This window comes from Bremerella cremea (genome assembly GCF_003335505.1).
Lineage (GTDB): Bacteria > Planctomycetota > Planctomycetia > Pirellulales > Pirellulaceae > Bremerella > Bremerella cremea_A.
The window spans coordinates 168,028-184,476 of sequence record NZ_QPEX01000010.1; the positions used below are offsets into that span (position 1 = coordinate 168,028).

The 16,449-nt window shown below is 54.5% G+C and carries 17 protein-coding genes and 1 tRNA gene; 11 read left to right on the top strand and 7 right to left on the bottom strand.

All coding sequences use genetic code 11. The features are described 5' to 3' along the window. Nucleotides 1-4: 4 nt before the first annotated feature. The gene (locus DTL42_RS02045) at nt 5-838 is read right to left on the bottom strand and encodes a hypothetical protein (RefSeq protein ID WP_114367032.1); all 834 of its coding nucleotides are present in this window, start codon (nt 836-838) and stop codon (nt 5-7) included. Between the two features lie 132 nt (nt 839-970). Between DTL42_RS02045 and lpxA the strand changes: the two genes are divergently transcribed. Next, nucleotides 971-1,804 carry an acyl-ACP--UDP-N-acetylglucosamine O-acyltransferase gene (gene lpxA, locus DTL42_RS02050; RefSeq protein WP_114367964.1) on the top strand — a complete coding sequence of 278 codons (834 nt, stop codon included), beginning with the start codon at nt 971-973 and terminating at the stop codon, nt 1,802-1,804. A gap of 373 nt (nt 1,805-2,177) precedes the next feature. Here the strand turns inward: lpxA and DTL42_RS02055 are convergent, their stop codons facing one another. Together DTL42_RS02055 and DTL42_RS25940 are read right to left on the bottom strand one after the other, a co-directional pair. Then, complete coding sequence (locus tag DTL42_RS02055; protein WP_114367033.1) at nt 2,178-2,825, bottom strand: hypothetical protein; 648 nt, start codon at nt 2,823-2,825, stop codon at nt 2,178-2,180. 67 nt (nt 2,826-2,892) lie between these two features. Further along, entirely contained in the window at nt 2,893-3,147 is a 255-nt protein-coding gene (locus tag DTL42_RS25940; RefSeq protein WP_147274132.1) for a hypothetical protein, read from the bottom strand. A 137-nt stretch (nt 3,148-3,284) separates the two neighbouring features. Between DTL42_RS25940 and DTL42_RS02060 the strand changes: the two genes are divergently transcribed. The 4 genes from DTL42_RS02060 to DTL42_RS02070 all read left to right on the top strand — a co-directional run bounded on the left by DTL42_RS02060 (nt 3,285) and on the right by DTL42_RS02070 (nt 5,715). Continuing rightward, on the top strand, nt 3,285-4,616 hold the full coding sequence (locus tag DTL42_RS02060) for a hypothetical protein (RefSeq protein WP_114367034.1): 1,332 nt from the start codon (nt 3,285-3,287) through the stop codon (nt 4,614-4,616). 97 nt (nt 4,617-4,713) lie between these two features. Beyond that, nucleotides 4,714-5,103: a hypothetical protein gene (locus tag DTL42_RS02065; RefSeq protein ID WP_114367035.1), complete on the top strand. Its 390-nt coding sequence runs from the start codon at nt 4,714-4,716 to the stop codon at nt 5,101-5,103. Nucleotides 5,104-5,105: 2 nt separating this feature from the next. After that, the gene (locus tag DTL42_RS26920; protein WP_261341589.1) at nt 5,106-5,240 is read left to right on the top strand and encodes a hypothetical protein; all 135 of its coding nucleotides are present in this window, start codon (nt 5,106-5,108) and stop codon (nt 5,238-5,240) included. A gap of 7 nt (nt 5,241-5,247) precedes the next feature. Then, nucleotides 5,248-5,715: a tyrosine-type recombinase/integrase gene (locus DTL42_RS02070; RefSeq protein WP_158545194.1), complete on the top strand. Its 468-nt coding sequence runs from the start codon at nt 5,248-5,250 to the stop codon at nt 5,713-5,715. Nucleotides 5,716-5,849: 134 nt separating this feature from the next. On the opposite strand, the gene DTL42_RS02075 is transcribed toward DTL42_RS02070, so the two are convergent. Next, nucleotides 5,850-5,923: transfer RNA gene (locus DTL42_RS02075), tRNA-Arg, on the bottom strand. Between the two features lie 201 nt (nt 5,924-6,124). Between DTL42_RS02075 and DTL42_RS02080 the strand changes: the two genes are divergently transcribed. The 6 genes from DTL42_RS02080 (at nt 6,125) to ndk (ending at nt 10,963) form a co-directional block, all read left to right on the top strand. Further along, nucleotides 6,125-6,601 (top strand): 6-pyruvoyl trahydropterin synthase family protein, encoded by a 477-nt coding sequence (locus DTL42_RS02080; protein WP_114367037.1) that lies wholly within the window; start codon nt 6,125-6,127, stop codon nt 6,599-6,601. Between the two features lie 154 nt (nt 6,602-6,755). Continuing rightward, nucleotides 6,756-7,301 (top strand): GNAT family N-acetyltransferase, encoded by a 546-nt coding sequence (locus tag DTL42_RS02085; RefSeq protein ID WP_234824041.1) that lies wholly within the window; start codon nt 6,756-6,758, stop codon nt 7,299-7,301. 109 nt (nt 7,302-7,410) lie between these two features. Then, a complete protein-coding gene (locus DTL42_RS02090; protein ID WP_234824042.1) occupies nt 7,411-8,730 on the top strand; it encodes a M16 family metallopeptidase in 1,320 nt (439 codons plus the stop codon). Beyond that, nucleotides 8,705-9,940, top strand: a complete 1,236-nt coding sequence (locus DTL42_RS02095) for a M16 family metallopeptidase (protein ID WP_114367039.1) — start codon at nt 8,705-8,707, stop codon at nt 9,938-9,940. The genes DTL42_RS02090 and DTL42_RS02095 overlap by 26 nt, the downstream gene beginning before the upstream one ends. Nucleotides 9,941-10,084: 144 nt before the next feature. Next, complete coding sequence (locus DTL42_RS02100; RefSeq protein WP_147274133.1) at nt 10,085-10,405, top strand: hypothetical protein; 321 nt, start codon at nt 10,085-10,087, stop codon at nt 10,403-10,405. 99 nt (nt 10,406-10,504) lie between these two features. Continuing rightward, nucleotides 10,505-10,963, top strand: a complete 459-nt coding sequence (ndk, locus tag DTL42_RS02105; RefSeq protein WP_114367041.1) for a nucleoside-diphosphate kinase — start codon at nt 10,505-10,507, stop codon at nt 10,961-10,963. A 152-nt stretch (nt 10,964-11,115) separates the two neighbouring features. Here the strand turns inward: ndk and DTL42_RS02110 are convergent, their stop codons facing one another. From DTL42_RS02110 to DTL42_RS02120, 3 genes are all read right to left on the bottom strand, one after another. Next, nucleotides 11,116-11,817, bottom strand: coding sequence for a type 1 glutamine amidotransferase (locus DTL42_RS02110; RefSeq protein ID WP_114367042.1), 702 nt, complete (start codon nt 11,815-11,817; stop codon nt 11,116-11,118). A 91-nt stretch (nt 11,818-11,908) separates the two neighbouring features. Continuing rightward, nucleotides 11,909-13,303 (bottom strand): DUF1501 domain-containing protein, encoded by a 1,395-nt coding sequence (locus DTL42_RS02115; protein ID WP_114367966.1) that lies wholly within the window; start codon nt 13,301-13,303, stop codon nt 11,909-11,911. Nucleotides 13,304-13,320: 17 nt separating this feature from the next. Then, nucleotides 13,321-16,353, bottom strand: coding sequence for a DUF1553 domain-containing protein (locus DTL42_RS02120; RefSeq protein ID WP_114367043.1), 3,033 nt, complete (start codon nt 16,351-16,353; stop codon nt 13,321-13,323). Nucleotides 16,354-16,449 lie beyond the last annotated feature (96 nt).

Below are 16,449 nucleotides of genomic sequence, written 5' to 3' on the forward strand. Positions count from 1 at the left end.
TAACTCAACCGATTGCTGGCATGGAACTTTGCCTTAGCAGTTTTTCAGCGAGGGGAACAAAATGCTCCTGAAATGTGATTGCTTGCTGCGCCCTGCCAGACGCCACTCGCCAATACCCACGCTGATCGTATGTCGGCCAACCACCTACGTCGGGTGGGACCGTAAAGACTCGTGTTGCAGGAGCCCAGCGATAATATTCGGTATAAAATTCTCTCTCGCGCCAGTCTTTCGTGACATCTTGCAGTTCATCGTTAACACCTTGGAGAATGCCGCTGACAAAACCTTGCATGTCCCTAAGAAACTGACGCTTACAATCGACCTCGTCAGCGGTGAGTTGCACAGACGGCCAATCGTCGGTTTTACGCTGCTGCCAGGCGATCGTTTGAAGTCCAAGGCCATGCTCTGCTAACGAAATGCGTTGCGTTTGGGAAGACTGACACTGCACCGCTGAGGCCACCAGCAGAGGCACAAGATCGTGAGCCGAGTTGTACCACTCGAAAGGGTCCGTACACACGAGGCCAGGTTGAAACTGCTTTAGCCAAGCGGCAATCGCATTGCGCTGTGTCACGAACCAGTCGTTATCGTGGGCAAGATAACGTTCATAGATTTCTGATTCCGAAATGGCCCCAAAGGTAACAGTCCCTTGAAAGCCAATTGCCGCCAGCTTTTCCCGAAATGCGTTTTCAAATCCCTCCGTAGCATAGATGCCAGGCGAAAGGTAGTACAAATTCGGTTGAAGCCGCAGCAGAGCCGCAAAAGCAAACCATTCGTGAGCCGGATGGGCGAAAACCATCCCCGTGGGGCGACCAGTTTCCGCTAGCACGCTTTCGCTATCCATGCTTTCTCTGCCTTTGACCTCGCACCCACCGAATACCTTGCCGGCTTAAACTCAGGTTGACGTTTATAAACACTTTAAGGGATAAGAGGAAGATGCATAACTCTTATAGCTTTTTGATCCGGACAACACGAGATGCCCTTTTCCGAAACTACCTTGATTAGCCCCTATGCTCAGATTGCAGACGACGTAGTCATCGGCGAAGGATGTCGCATTGAGTCGGGAGTCGTTATTGGCGCAGGCACGCAGCTGGCTGATGGCGTGAAACTTGAACCAGAGGTGAGTTTAGGCGAGAACAACGTGATTGGTGTCGGGACGGTCATCAAATCGGGTACCCAACTGGGAAGCGGGAACCAGATTGCTGAATATTGCGTTCTAGGCGGTCCTCCGTTGATTTCGGGGCGAATTGCATTGCCGGGCAGATTATGCATTGGCGATAGAAATGTGATTCGAGAGTTCGCTACCATCCAAGTTGGCACAGACGAAGATGGCGTTACTTGCATTGGTAATACCAACTACATCATGCCGAACGTCCAGATCGGACATGACTCTCGCGTCGGAAACAAAGTAACGCTGACCAATAAGGCCTCGCTGTGCGGACACGTTACGATCGAAGATGAAGTGGTTCTTGGCCTCGGAGCTACCATCCACCAACACTGCCGAATTGGCCGCCTGGCCATGGTCGGCGCAACGGCCTATGTCTCGCGCGATATAGTCCCCTTCGTACTCGTGGATGGACGTAGCGGAGGCATCGTAGGCTTGAACAAGATCGGTCTAGCCAGACGTGGCTTTTCGCAATTCACGATTTCGGAACTCAAGAGCGCCTATCGAGTCATCTTTCGCGAAGCCCTCTCGCGCCAAGAAATCACGGCTCGCTTGCAAAACCACCCCTGCCCAGAAGTCCAGGAGCTGCTCTCTTTTCTGATCAGCAGCAACCGCGGAATCGAACAAGCCAGAAAGAGCAAGTAGCCGCTCCGATCCTGATCGCTACTTCCAGGCAAGGCAGTAACCAAGCTAGATACAACCAGGTTGGATTCGACTTTCAAAGTGAATTCTGCAACTCATTTCTATTTCTGGGGGTACGCGTATCACTTCCGAGACAAAAATAATAGGAATCGCCGCAGAACAATGCATTGAGCCGTGTGTGGCGACGATTTTTAGCCTGTAAACGTAAAACTCGATGTCCTGTTTATCTCATAGGGCAAAGCCTGCATAGGGAGGTCGATCCTAGCGGTTCGATCTCGCGAGCGGGTTCAATGGACAAGGCTTTCACTAGGCCTTTGGCCGTCTCACCCGCAACAAGCTGAGGACAGCCGTCGGAAAGAAATGGAGACTGAGGTCATCAAGCGTCGCTTGGTTTTGCCTGCAGTTCGAGATCAGGCTTTCGCTCCACCAGCGTTTGAAAGAAGGCTTTGATGTCTTCTTCCTTGAAGTAGGCCAGTACGCCGATCCAGTGGATCTGCTTGCCGTCCTGTTTGGTCAGGGTCAGGCTGTAGTCTCGTAGTTTCTGTCTGCCAGCTTGGGCCCCTTTGATTGTATGCGAGGCCGTTAACGGGTTTGAAGCGATGACGGCCGCCTTTTCTAAGGTCGAAAAGTTGCGTTCCATGAAACCTTGAAACTGTCCCTTTGAAATACTCTTTAAATCGGTCAGTCTGACGCTGGAGCTACCGAAACAAACCTCGTCTTGATCAATCGACAGTCGCTTGCCGCGGTGTCGGTTCCTCAAGTACCACTCCAAGAGAATCGGCGGCCCCAAGGTCATCATGGGGGCCATGACCCACCAAACCGGATCTTTGAACAAGGGGGCTGGGCGGTCCAGCACCATCGCGCAGAGGACTATCGACAAAAACAGCCCGCCGAAGAGCAGACCAACCATCAAGAAGCCTGCGAACATCGCCACGGCCGATGCAAGTTTGGGACATTGGCTGCGCGGGAGCGGTTCCCAAATGGTTTTGTTAGGGTCGCAGTAAAAATCGGATTCTGTTGACATTCGGCGTACCTCTGGATCGGGTAGCGGGAATAAAAGGGGACGGGGAGGCTCTGTAGAAAACTCAAGTTCACCAGAGAATCATAACATTGTGCGTCAGCAACATCAGGTGTGATTCTTTGTGGCGGCTTGGGTCAGTTTTGCCTCGGAAGACGTTGCCTTGGCGACGTTTGATCATGCTCATTGCCGTTTCGACTTCGCTTCGTTTTCGATAAGTGTCGGCATCAAAGCGGAGTTGCATTCGTCTTCGGTACCTAGCATTAAAGCCGTCTGGTTGCAGGGCGAGGGCGGAACCCTTGAGGCCATGATCGGCGCAGCGTTCCATTTCATCTCCCCGACCATCTAGGAAGAGAAATTGCTTCGTATGGGGCGGGCGGTGAGTCTAAACTAACCGAAGCGACAATCAGAGCGCCCCGCATTGGCTGGGCGCTGATGAAACCAAATAACCACAAGGCTCATATCATGGCTGCAGAAAAATTCGAGTGCCCCAAAGCGATCGTCGCACCGATTGATATTTTTGCTCAAACTGACTCATCCGTGCTGTACGCCGGTCCGGCGAACTACGGTGGGCGCGAAGGGGAAGTGACCATTACCTTGGACTTCTTTCCCCGTCCCAAAACCCGGTTCGAGTTCTCACCTCAATCGCCTTATGGATTATTAGATCTTCACAGGGATTCGCCATGGGATAACACAGACCTGGAACTTTTGTGCCCCAATTCAAAGACAATAGAAGTCACGCCTTTACGCGTAGGTACCACAATTTCCGGAACCGTTAGCGGTGAATCGGTTCCGCTATCTTCATCAAGAATGCGACTGCTGGTGATCAACGGACCACGGTTCCATGGAGATCCTATCGACTTCGGTGACGTCTCCACGGCTGGGAGAGTCAGGGCTAGAGTAGCGGATTGTTCGATAACAATTGACCAAATCCCTTCCCTGAAGAACAAGTCTAAGGATAAGGACAATGCTGCATATCGGTTCACCCATTTGGTCGAATTAATGCCCGACCAATTAGGAAGTGACGTTACTGATATTCTGGACACCATCTTCCGGTCGCTAAGCTTCATGAAGGGACGCTGGGTTGGGCTAGTAGGCCCTTGGTGTTTTGATGAGAACGACCAGTTAGTTGACATCGCCTATCGAAACACAAAGGTAAGCCACTACGGGGATTCAGTGTCTTGGTTTTACGAAGATATCAGAGACGCGCTCTCGCAGCTTGCTCCGATGATTCACGCAACTCGCTCCGACGAAGGAAGATATCAAGCACTTCTCACTGCCCAGCACTGGTCGGTTGAAAGCAGCTTGTGCGCTGGTGGCGTCGAGGGTTCTCTGATACTCCAACAAGCAGCCCTGGAGTGCCTGTCCTGGCACGAGCTTATTGAGGTGCAAAATCGTCACTCAAAATCGAGGTTCAAAGACATTCCTGCTGCGGACAAGATTCGGGAATTGCTGACCAGTTGGAATATCGGCATAGATATTCCGAGTAAGTTTGATGCAATCGCGAACTTCGCACAGGAAAAGAAAAATTCGGACCCAACATACGCTGCCGATATCCCGGCAGCGATGGTCAGCATTCGCAACATTCTAGTTCATGCCGAACCAAGTAGGAGCCTTGCCCTATTTTCGCGTGAAAGATCGAGCGAAGAAATCATGGACATTTGGAAATTGGCTCAAACGGTTTTGCAGCAAGCAATTCTTGCCTCGCTCGGTTATCAGGGAAAGATCGTTAATCGAAACACGGATGCGACGACAGTGTGGGATGCGACAGGACCGGTACCGTGGGCAATCACGTGATCGAGTGTAACTCAGTGTAATGTATTAAATTGTCCGGTATGATGCCGAGCATTGTTTCGCCAGGATGGCAGGCTTAAAAGATGCAGGACACGACACAATGGGACGCCCCCGAAAACTGCCTGCCGGAATGCACCAGCGCGGAACGGCCTACTATGCCCGTTTTCGTACGAATGGCCGCTTGATTCGAAAGAAGCTTTCGACGAACTTCAAAGCCGCTTGCGAGATGTTAAACGATCTTCGCGCACGAGCCGACAAGGCCGGCGCCGGCATCATCGATAACGATTACCCATGGGACGACCTGAAAGCCGAATTCCTGCGATGGGCTCGCCAGGAAAAAACCATGGACGACGACTACAAGCGGACGCTGGGTTACTTCGAGACCTACCGACCGGTCAAGAGAATCCGGGCTATTATTCACGATTTCGTGTTTGGTTTCCGTGACTGGCGAGCAGCCAGAAGAAGACGCCGAAGTCTCAGCAGAATGTGAGCGTGCGGACCATTAACAGCAACGTCTCCACCTTGCGATCGATGCTCAACAAAGGGGTGAAGTGGGGGCGAATCGGTTTCAATCCGATCGCCGGCTTATCTCCCTTGGAGAACCTGGAAGACGGGCAAGGAACGTGAGGTTCCATTGTGTGACGAAGTCATGGCCATCATCTGCCAAAAGCACCAGGAAGCCTCGTTTCGACATCCGGTCGACGGCTACTGGCCAGAGCAAACACGCCGCCAACACGAGAACTTCAGCAAGGATCACGTCTTTGCGACCCGGGCCAACACGCCGATGAAGAACAATCTTCTCAACCGGTTCTATACCGTTTGCAAAAAAGCGGATATAGCCGACGCGGTCCCTGGCGCGGCAGTGGATATACACGGTATGCGAGTTTCGTTCGCAACGCTGGCCCTTGAGTCAGGGGGAACCCCAAAGGCAGTGCAAGAGATCCTCGGACACTCCACGCTCGATATGACCATGAAGGTCTACAACCGGGCTCGCAGCGAATCGAAGCGTACTGCAGTCGGCGCCCTGCCCTTCGCCACGGTAACCACCCCCGAGAAGCGGGACGTTATCAGCATCGAGGAAGCCCGAAAAGGAACTGCCTAGAAATCTTGCGCACATGGTGTGCACAAACCCAGCCTAAATTAGACCATTCTACGGGTTTTAGTGGGTCATCCAGGCGGTCACGCCAGCGCACAAAAAAAGCCGTAAACCATTACTGGCAAACGACTTTCCTTCAGCGTCCCCGGCTGGGGTCGAACCAGCAACCTCTGGCTTCGGAGGCCAACGCTCTATCCAGTTGAGCTACGGGGACGGGATTGCTTCGTATATTAGGGGTAGCACTGGGCGATTGTCAACGATGGTGGTATCCGAAGTTAACGACTGGCAACGACTACGGTCGATTTTTTGGGTGCGAGATTGTTTTGGGTGGCTTGCTTGTACTTTCGCCGTCGAAGGGAAACAATCGTGCTTAGCAGCCAGTTAAGAGACCACGTTACTGCAGCCGGAGTTCAGGATGATCATTCAGAAACAGTACAAGTTTTACGCGGCCCATCGCAATGAAGAGCTGCAGGACAAGTGCCGGAATCTGCATGGCCATCGGTATGGGATCGTCTGTCACTTCCAGGTACAGCGGACCGGCTCGTATTCGACCTTGTTTTCTGATTTCGACGACAAAATTGGGCCTTTCCTCAAAGAATATTACGACCATGGAATGCTGATCAACGTCAGCGATCCGCTTTATGCCACACTCAAGAACCACATGGAGGTTCACGGCGAAGACCTGAAACTCCGCGAGTTTCAAGGGCCGACTTCGGTCGAGAACCTGGCCCACCAGCTTTTTACCGAGATCACCCAAATGGGGTTCGAGCTTGTGCGACTAGATGTCCAGGAAACTGACACCTCGGTTATTAGTTACGATCGGAATGATTGGGAAAGAGATAACGCAGCGCAGGTTTTCTCGCAAACCGAGCCAGTTAAAGCGACTTCCTGAGCCTTGATCGGTCGATACGAGCCACAAGATACGGCAAGAATTGAGTCGCATTATTTGTCGTAAAGAGCTACACTGAAGCATGATAGCGATGATGCTCGCGCTTGCCTTTCTGGGATGACGACCGGTGGCGTTGACCTACTTTAAACGATTCCGCATGGAGATTCCTCTGAGCACCTTACCCGAGGTGCCCCCCCTGCCTGCTGGGTTTCGCTTTCGTCCTTGGAATGCAGAAATCTTGAAGCGGCATGCGGAAGTGAAATACCAAAGTTTCCGCTTCGAGGTCGACGCGAATGTCTTTCCCTGCCTGGGAGATGCCGAAGGTTGTTTTCGGCTGATGCGAGAAATTTCGATGCGAGACGGATTTATTCCCGCCGCAACCTGGTTGATTGAACACGAAGAGCAAGTCACCGGCACTTGGCAGGCGGTGGCTACCATTCAAGGAGTTCGGGACCGAGACGGGAACGGCTCGATTCAGAACTTGGGCGTCGTCCCAGGCTTCCGAGGCGTTGGCATTGGCTCGCTGCTGCTATTGAAAGCATTGCACGGATTCCAAGAGAATGGGCTCCCACGGGCCTCGTTAGAGGTGACCTCGCAAAATATCGGAGCGATTCGCTTGTACGAGCGGCTCGGCTTCCGGATCGCCTCAACCGTCTACAAGGCGGTCGAGATGGGAGCCGTGCAGACAACGACTCAAGCCTAAGCTGGCCAGGACTGGGGCTTGTAGGGAAATCTTTCTCCCGTTTTAATCTGGGCTAGAGTTCACCTCCGCGTGAATTAACAAAGCGGAACAAGCTTGCGTTAACTTCGGGTTGAACCAACGCTACGGTACAACCATTTATCCTTTGTTTGCGACGGGAAGCGACGGCAAGAACGTGCGTTCGACAATCCACTCCGAGAGCTTTGACAACGGATTGACCCTCCTTGCGGAGTCGATGCCTTGGCTGCAATCGGCGGCCTTTGCGGTCGTCATTCCGGCTGGCGTTCAGCGCGAAGAAGAGTCGAATCGTGGCGTCGCCAACCTCCTCTGCGACTGGGTCCAGCGAGGCTGCGGCCCGTATGATAGTCGCCAATTCGTCGAGGCCCTTGATAATTTAGGGGTGGCTCGCGGCGGGGGCGTTTCTTCCAGTCACATTACGTTTAGTGGTGCCCTGCTGGCCGAACACCTGGGCCCTACGCTGGGAATCTATGCCGATCTCGTTCAACGGCCCCACTTTCTGGCCGACGAGTTCGACGACGCCAAGCAGGTTTGTTTTCAAGAGCTTCGCGCCCTGGAAGACGACCTCCATCAGCAAACAATGATCACGCTACGTCGGCAAATATACCCAGATCCTTGGGGCTGGCATCCGACAGGCTCTCCGGCGACCGTCGAAGCGTTAACGCCCGAGATGGCCCATCAGTTTTACGATAACTGGATGCGCCCAGACGAAACGATCATTTCGGTCGCTGGCAACTTCGATTGGAATCAGTTGCGCGACCACGTCGAAGCGTTGTACGGCGGCTGGAAAGCAAAGCCAGGCCAGAAGAGCTATCTGGGCTCGAAGCTGCCTGATTACGTTCACATTCCGTTCGATTCAAGCCAAACGCACGTCGCCCTCGGTTTCGACAGCGTGCCGGTTTCCGATCCTGATTTTTACCAGGCGCGGGCCGCCATCGGCATCATGAGCGATGGCATGAGTTCGCGTTTGTTTAGCGAAGTCCGCGAAAAGCGAGGGCTGTGCTACACGGTGTATGCTTCTTGCCATTCGCTGCGAACCCAGGGCTCGGTACTTGCCTACGCTGGGACCAGCACCGAGCGTGCTCAAGAAACGCTTGATGTCATGCTCGAACAATTCAACGAGCTACCGCAGGGAGTTCAGCAAGACGAGCTCACACGGCTCAAGGCGCGGTTCAAAAGCGGCATCGTCATGCAACAAGAATCGAGTTCTTCGCGGGCTTCGTCCATGGCGGGCGATTGGTACCACTTAGGACGCATTCGTACGATGGACGAACTTGCCAAGACGGTCGATGAAATTACTGTCGATACGATCAACGCTTATCTGCAGAAAAGCCCCCCCAGTCACTATCGAGTTACGACCATCGGTGCAAAGAAATTGGAGGTTCCGCGTGGAATTTCGTCAAGCGACGCTTGATAACGGCTTGGATATTGTCGCGGAAGTCAATCCTAACGCCTATTCCTTGGCGACGGCCTTCTTTGTGAAGACCGGTTCGCGCGACGAAACGGCCGAAGTTGCCGGGGTGAGCCACTTCCTGGAACACATGGTCTTCAAAGGGACGGCCCGCCGTTCGGCTGAAGATGTCAACCGCCAGTTAGACGAACTCGGCGCGCAGTCCAATGCGTTCACCAGCGAAGAAAAAACGGTCTACTACGCGGTTGTGCTGCCAGAACTGCAAAACCAGGTCGTCGATCTGTTGGCCGATATCATGCGGCCTACGCTGCGGCAAGAGGATTTCGACACCGAGAAAAAAGTGATCCTCGAAGAGATCATGAAGTACGACGACCAGCCTCCTTACGGTGGTCACGAAAAGAGCATGGCGGCCTATTTCGGCGAGCATCCGCTGGGCAACAGCGTACTCGGCACGCAAGAGTCGGTTGGCGCACTAACGCGCGACCAAATGATGGCCTACTTCGAGCAGCATTACAGTCCTAGCAACATTGCCCTAGTAGCCACCGGCAATGTCGACTTCGATGCCCTGGTCGAACAAGCCAATCAGCTTTGTGGTAGCTGGCAAAAATACGAAGTTACCCGCAACACGGCCCGACCACGGGGGCAAAGTAATTTTCAGTTCTTCACCAAAGAGAACTCGATTCAAGAGTACGTGATACAACTGGCCGAGTCGCCTGCTTCGGAAGATGATGATCGTCACGCCGCTCGCTTGTTGGGTACGATCATGGGAGACGACGTCGGTAGTCGCTTCTTCTGGGAACTTGTCGATCCAGGCCTGGCCGAGTTTGCGGCCATGGAATCGTATGAGTTTCAAGGCTGCGGTGTGATGATGAATTACCTGTGCTGTGCCCCGCAAGACACGCAGCGAGTGCTTGATGTCGTTTCGCACGAGATCGAGAAACTAATGGCCGAAGGCGTGACTGCCCACGAACTGGAACTAGCCAAAAATAAAGCTTGTTCCCACGTCGTATTACGCAGCGAACGCCCTTCCAGTCGGCTATTCTCGGTCGGCTCGAGCTGGACCCAGCGTCGCAGTTTGCGCACCGTGAAGGAAACAGTCGATGCGTATCGCCGCGTCAACCTGGACGATATTGGCCAATTGCTGCAAAAGTACGATCTTCGCCAGACGTCGACCACGGCGGTCGGTCCGCTGACGTCGCTACAGATTCCCTAGTTGGTTTGGCCATTACGGCCCAACCAAACCGATGCCTCCTTTCTTTGCTTCAGCCTAGATTGACCGAATTGCGTGCTGTCAGTGACGGCAAGCGGTCGATGAAGGATGTTGTTGAGGTGTCATGGATGAAAGGGAGTGTCGACGGTGTTGCGTACCATTCAACTGACAGCGGTCGTCTTATTGCTATGTTTGATCTTGGCTCCGGCTGCCGCTGAGGCCGGGAGTGGCTGGAATCGTGCCATGCGATTCTTCGGCGAATTCTGGAGTGACGGGTACCATTCCCCAGGGGATTACTGGAATCAGCCCCCCCACCACCCTCCTCGAGTTCCTGCCTATCAGCCGTATTATCCGGTGATGCCGCAACCAACCCAGGCATTGCCCGCGCCGGGGATGCCGATGGAAGAAACCATTTCGACTCCCATTATCGAGTACCCACCGGTAATTCGTGGCGTACCCAGCAAGTAGTCACCGTTAATTCACACGGTACCAGGCGACTCCTGGTTGAGGGGATACGGCGAATTCGCTAGAATCCGCCTTCTCAACCTGACCCTTGGAGTTATCGCAATGGAACGTACGCTAGTTCTTCTGAAGCCTGATTGTGTTGAACGTCGCTTGATTGGCCGCATCTTGGGCCGTTTCGAGGACAAAGGGCTGAATATCATCGCTATGAAGCTGATCCGCATTACACCGGATCTGGCCAAGCAGCACTACGCCGAACACGTCAGCAAGCCGTTCTACCCAGGCCTAGAATCGTTCATCACTGCCGCCCCTGTCGTGGCTTTGGTGCTGGAAGGTTTGGAAGCGATCAGCGTTGTTCGCGGCATTTTGGGTGCGACCAGCGGGTTGAAGGCCGAAGCGGGTACCATCCGTGGCGATTTCAGCAGCAGCCGCCAGATGAATCTGGTTCATGCTTCCGATGGGCCTGAAGCCGCCAAGCGTGAAATCGAGCTCTACTTCCAGCCTGAAGAAGTGCTGGATTACAAGCCAACGCTGACTCCTTGGATGCGTGCTGACGACGAGTAATCGTCCTTGTTCGTCTCTTGCTGCCTATCGATTTCTACAAGATCGGCAGCCGTTCTTGAATCGTCACACGGCAAGGTAAACAGGCGGTTTCCTATTATTGAAGCCGCTATCGTGTGGCCGTTGCGTTTCTACACGGATCGCCCAAACGGCGATTAATGTTCCGCCGGCTTGGCCGTAAGAAAGAACTCGGCTAATTGCTGCCCGATTCGAGCGGAATCGTTTTGCTCGCGGACCGTTGTAATTGCTGCTGCGGCTTGCTCCTCCGTAAGCGCGTTGCCAGCCTTAATGGCGATCGAATCGCGAGTATACTCCGGGGAAAACTCTGGGTGAAACTGAAAGCTCATCGCTTTTACCCCGTGACTACCTGGGTACGCAAAGCCTGCGTTGGCGCAGAAAGCAGAGGAAGCGATCACTTCCGCTGCGGCAGGCTTGGTAACGACTTGGTCTTGGTGCATGGCGAGACAATCGATCTTGTCCGTTCCGAGTTGGTATCGAGTTTGGCCGATGCTCCAGCCGGCTGCGTGCTTGGCCACTTTTCCGCCGAGGGCTTGGGCCATGATCTGATGGCCGAAACAAATGCCGGCCAAAGGGATCTCTGCCGCGTAGATTTCACGGATCAGATTTTCCAGCGGTGGAATATAGGCGTGCGATTCATAAGCGCCGTCGGCGGAACCGGTGATTAACCAACCATCGCACGCCTGAACACTTTCAGGGAACTCTCCGGCGGCCACCACATAAGTTTGAAACTCGAAACCATGTCCGGCCAATAGTCGCTGGAACATCTCTGGGTATTGCCCATACTTTTCCACAAGCGGCTCTGGCACATAGCCTGCTTGAAGAATGCCGATTTTCATTCTCTCGAACTTTCAATACCTAGGTTCTGAACAAGAGACTTTCTAGGCGTCGTGTTCCCGTTCGCAATCACTACCGAAACGATCTCGTTGTTCAAGCCAGAATCGGCTGGACGACCTTCCCGTGGACATCGGTCAGGCGGAAGGCCCGGCCTTGGTGGCGGAAGGTGAGTCGTTCGTGATCGATCCCCATTACATGCATTATGGTAGCTTGCAGATCATGAATATGCACCGGCTGGTCGACAATATTGAAGCCGTATTCGTCGGTTGTTCCCAGTGTGACTCCCCCCTTAATTCCGCCGCCAGCCATCCATACGCTGAAGCAGCGGCCGTGGTGATCACGACCGAAATTGTTGGGGCCGAGTTTGCCTTGGCAGTAGTTGGTGCGTCCAAATTCGCCTCCCCAAACCACCAACGTTTCGTCTAAGAGGCCGCGTTGCTTCAGGTCTTGAATCAATGCTGCGGCTGGTTGATCGGTCTCGCTGCACTGTGTTTTTATGCTGCTGGGCAAGCCACCGTGATGATCCCAACCTTGATGATAGAGTTGGATGAAGCGGACGTTCTTTTCCGCCAGACGCCGCGCCAGCAGACAGTTCGCGGCGAACGATCCTGGCTTGCGGGAATCGGGCCCGTACATTTCCAGTACATGCTCTGGCTCGGTAGTTAAATCGGTCACTTCAGGAATCGAGGCCTGCATCCGGAAGGCCAACTCGTATTGGCGAATGCGGGTATCGACCAGCGCATCGGCCGGTTGTAGCCGATGCAGCGCATCTAATCTAGCCAAGGCTTTCTCGCGGCTGGCCCGATCGACCCCGGCGGGGCTATTTAAATACAACACCGGGTCGTCGCCGCTACGGAATTGGACACCTTGATGGTGGGAAGGTAGAAAACCGTTGCCCCACAACCGCGCAGCCAAAGGTTGGCCTCCCTTGTTGGCGGTGACCAGTACCACAAACGCCGGGAGATTGTCGTTCTCGGTGCCGAGCCCGTAGCTCAACCACGAACCAATGCAAGGTCGGCCAGGGATTTGCGAGCCGGTTTGCACGTAGGTTACGCCTGGCCCATGATTGATGGCCTCGGTATTGACCGAGCGAATCACGCTGATTTCGTCGGCAACCTTGGCGGTGTGCGGTAACAGTTCGCTCATCCAGGTACCAGCTTGACCATGCCGAGCGAACTTAAACGGCGAGCCGACCAGCGGCAAGCTCGATTGATTACCACTCATCCCGGTCAGGCGCTGCTCGCCTCGGACCGAGGGCGGCAATTGCTGGCCATGCTTTTGATTGAGAACCGGCTTGTAGTCAAACAAATCAAGCTGCGACGGACCGCCAGCTTGAAACAGGAAGATCACCCGTTTCGCCTTGGGCGTATGGTGCAGATTAGTCAGCACCCCGGAAGCTGCTTCGCTTTCGGCGGAAAGCAGTTGTCCCAGCGCTAAGCCACCTAATCCCCAAGCAGACGATTGCAGCAATTGCCGACGTGTTACCATCATGACTTCATTCCTTGTTACCGACGCGTCACACAGCCGTCGAAATTCATCACCATATTGGCCACCACGGTTAACGCCGCCAACTCGGCCGAGGGAAGCTTCTCTGGCACTTTAGCCTCGCCAACCGTCAGCAGCTTACCAGCATCGTCAGGCATTTCTTGAAAGTGGGCCAACTGCTCTTGATGAAGCTGAAGCAAGATGGCCAGTTCCTGTTCGGTTGGCTGGCGACTGGTCAGCATCCTAAAGAGCCGCTTCACGCGTGTTTCGTCGGTATCCCCTTCTTCCGCCTGCTCCAGAAGCCGAGCGGCCAGCATTTTGGCGGCTTCCACATACTGGGGACCATTCAGCAGTACCAACGCTTGAAGTGGAGACGACGTTCGTTCGCGTTTCAACTGACAGACGTCCCGCTTCGAGGCATCGAAAGTCATCAGCGCTGGCGCCGGGCTGGTTCGCTGCCAGTAGGTGTACAACGAGCGACGATACAGGCCTTTGCCGTGATCGTGCGGAATCGGTTTAAAGCTGCTGGCAACTTCGTACGGCTTCGCTGGCGGGCCGCCGATTTTTTCAACCAGCAACCCGCTGGCGAAAAGAGTGTTATCGCGTACCATCTCGGCAGACATGCGGAACTTGCCCGCCCGCGCAAGCAGCTTGTTCTCGGGATCGCGGTTGAGCATCTCGGAACTGACCTCCGATGCCTGGCGATAGGTGGACGAAGTGACAATCTGCCTCATCAAACGCTTCACATCCCAGCCATGTTCGATAAAGTCGGCAGCCAGCCAATCCAATAATTGGGGGTGAGTTGGCGGTGATCCTTGGTTTCCGAAATCTTCCGGCGTACGAACCAGCCCTTCGCCCATGAGCAATTGCCAATAGCGATTTACGGCCACCCGCGCGGTTAGGGGATTTTTGGCGTCCACCATCCATTTGGCCAGCCCCAGCCGATTGTTGGGCCACTGCTGGGCAAAACCGGGCAATGCCTCTGGGGTTTTCGGTAAGACCTCGTCGGTCGGGGCATCGTACGCGCCGCGCGCCAGCAAGTAGGTTGGCCGCGGTTGGTCGAGTTCCCGCATGACCATGATTTCCTGAGCCCGGTCGTAGGCGTCGTTTCGTTCTTTACGAGCTTCTGCCAAGTTGGCTGCTGCCTGGGTCCATTCGTTCCGCACGCGGCGTATCCAATAGTCTTGCCGTACCTCTGGGCTCGACTGCTTGTTATTGAGCAAAGCAATTTCGGCGGGGGTCAGTTCGTAATCGTAAACCGCGAACTCATCAACTTGGCCATCGGTAAAGCCACGGTCGCGGAATCGTTCGCCAATCGCAATATTATCTTGCCCACCTCCGGTGATTTGCTTGGTGAGCTTGTCGCGAATGATCCCGACTTTGGCAGGCTTGCCATCGACAAAAATCCGCAGGCCATCGGCTCGGCTGGAACCATCGTAGGTGACCGTCACATGCTGCCACTTATTAAGCGGGACTTGATCGGTCGCTTTGATGCTGATCGCATTGCCAGGCCAGAAGTGAATAAGCGACCATTTCAATCGCCCATCTTCCAGCAGCAGTTCATAGCCCCGGCTGGCCGCATCGGTCCAGGCCCGCGAGCGGTGGAAAATGACGGCCCGCTCTTTGACGTCCGGGGTCTTAATCCACAGATCGACCGAGAACGGTTGATTTCGCAGGAAGTTGCCTGACTTCAAGTTGATTGCATCGTCGCCGGTCAACTCAATCGCTTGCCCTTTCGGGCCGAGCGTTGCTCGATTTCCCCCGACGTTTCCTTCGTCGAACGATAACGCCTCGGCCGGCTTAGGGTGCGGAATGGTCATGCCAGCGGCATGGGTCGTGGCGACCAGATGTTTGTACAACGCCGCTTGCTCGGCCTCTAGGGAGGCGACTTCTGCATCAAGCTCGTCGAGATTCGCTTGTTGCTCTTCGTCGGTCAGCAGGAGCGTTGGCGTGGGAATCGAGGAAGTGAAATACGAGTAAAGCCCCGCCTCGTCGACGTTGTTGAAGTAAGCAAACAATTGATAATATTCCCGCTGGCTGAGCGGGTCGTACTTATGGTCGTGGCAACGAGCACACTCCATGGTCAGGCCGAGAAACGCGGTAGCCACGGTTTGTGCCCGGTCGGCAACGTATTCCACCCGGAACTCTTCCGGGACGCTTCCCCCTTCGACTTTCTGCGGATGAAGTCGACAGAAGGTTGTGGCGAGGATGGAATCTTGGTTGGCGTCGGGCAGCAAATCACCGGCGATCTGCTGCGTGAGAAACTGGTCGTACGGCATGTTCGCATTGAGCGAGCGAATCACCCAGTCGCGCCACGGCCATACAAACCGGCCCCGATCGACCTGGTAGCCATAGGTATCACTGTAGCGGGCCGCGTCTAACCACTCGGCGGCCAGCCGTTCGCCATAGCGAGGCGAAGCCAACAAACGGGTCACGTTGGCCTGGTAGTTTTCTTCGCTGGGATCGGCCAGAAAGGCATCGAGTTCTTCCAACGTGGGAGGCAGCCCATTGAGATCGAAGGAGAGCCGGCGTAATTGACGCCACGGCTGGGCAGGCGGGCTCGGGCTGACCCCCTCTTGCCGCAACTTGGCGAGAACGAACTTATCGATCTCGTTTCGCGACCAGTCGTCATCCTCGAGCTGAGGAACCGCTGGCTTGGTGATGGGGCGGAACGCCCAATGTTGATCGTACTTCGCCCCTTGGGCAATCCACTGCCGAATTAACTCGATCTCTTCCGCAGAAAGACTTCGATTCGAGTCGGCAGGGGGCATTCGATCACTGGGATCGGTCGAACTGATGCGGGCAAACAGTTCGCTGTTGGCAGGATCACCGGGCACAATCGAAGCTTCGTGTGCGCTCTCTTCCTCATCAAGCCGCAAATCGGCCTCACGTCCATCGGCATCGGGGCCGTGGCAATGAAAACAGCGATCGGATAGCAAAGGGCGAATTTGCGTGGCGAAATCGATGGGTTCTTCCGCACGAAGACCATGCGTCAGAAGTGTCATCAAGACCAGCACCAAAAGCGTTCGCGAAGGAAATCGTTGGCTGAGCATCGTTTGCCGCGGAAGGAGAATAGAAGGGATCTACCATTAAACAAATGGCAAATCGGGCAGGAAGCATCAGCCTAGCATCCTTCTCTCGCCGATTCA

What these genes read in the sequence shown, in the direction of transcription:
- ndk (WP_114367041.1), top strand. Translation starts at nt 10,505, where the DNA reads ATGGAACGTACGCTAGTTCTTCTGAAGCCTGATTGTGTTGAACGTCGC.
- DTL42_RS02045 (WP_114367032.1), bottom strand. Translation starts at nt 838, where the DNA reads ATGGATAGCGAAAGCGTGCTAGCGGAAACTGGTCGCCCCACGGGGATG.
- DTL42_RS02120 (WP_114367043.1), bottom strand. Translation starts at nt 16,353, where the DNA reads ATGCTCAGCCAACGATTTCCTTCGCGAACGCTTTTGGTGCTGGTCTTG.
- DTL42_RS02065 (WP_114367035.1), top strand. Translation starts at nt 4,714, where the DNA reads ATGGGACGCCCCCGAAAACTGCCTGCCGGAATGCACCAGCGCGGAACG.
- DTL42_RS25940 (WP_147274132.1), bottom strand. Translation starts at nt 3,147, where the DNA reads ATGGAACGCTGCGCCGATCATGGCCTCAAGGGTTCCGCCCTCGCCCTG.
- DTL42_RS02060 (WP_114367034.1), top strand. Translation starts at nt 3,285, where the DNA reads ATGGCTGCAGAAAAATTCGAGTGCCCCAAAGCGATCGTCGCACCGATT.
- DTL42_RS02055 (WP_114367033.1), bottom strand. Translation starts at nt 2,825, where the DNA reads ATGTCAACAGAATCCGATTTTTACTGCGACCCTAACAAAACCATTTGG.
- DTL42_RS02110 (WP_114367042.1), bottom strand. Translation starts at nt 11,817, where the DNA reads ATGAAAATCGGCATTCTTCAAGCAGGCTATGTGCCAGAGCCGCTTGTG.
- DTL42_RS02080 (WP_114367037.1), top strand. Translation starts at nt 6,125, where the DNA reads ATGATCATTCAGAAACAGTACAAGTTTTACGCGGCCCATCGCAATGAA.
- DTL42_RS02085 (WP_234824041.1), top strand. Translation starts at nt 6,756, where the DNA reads ATGGAGATTCCTCTGAGCACCTTACCCGAGGTGCCCCCCCTGCCTGCT.
- DTL42_RS02115 (WP_114367966.1), bottom strand. Translation starts at nt 13,303, where the DNA reads ATGGTAACACGTCGGCAATTGCTGCAATCGTCTGCTTGGGGATTAGGT.
- lpxA (WP_114367964.1), top strand. Translation starts at nt 971, where the DNA reads ATGCCCTTTTCCGAAACTACCTTGATTAGCCCCTATGCTCAGATTGCA.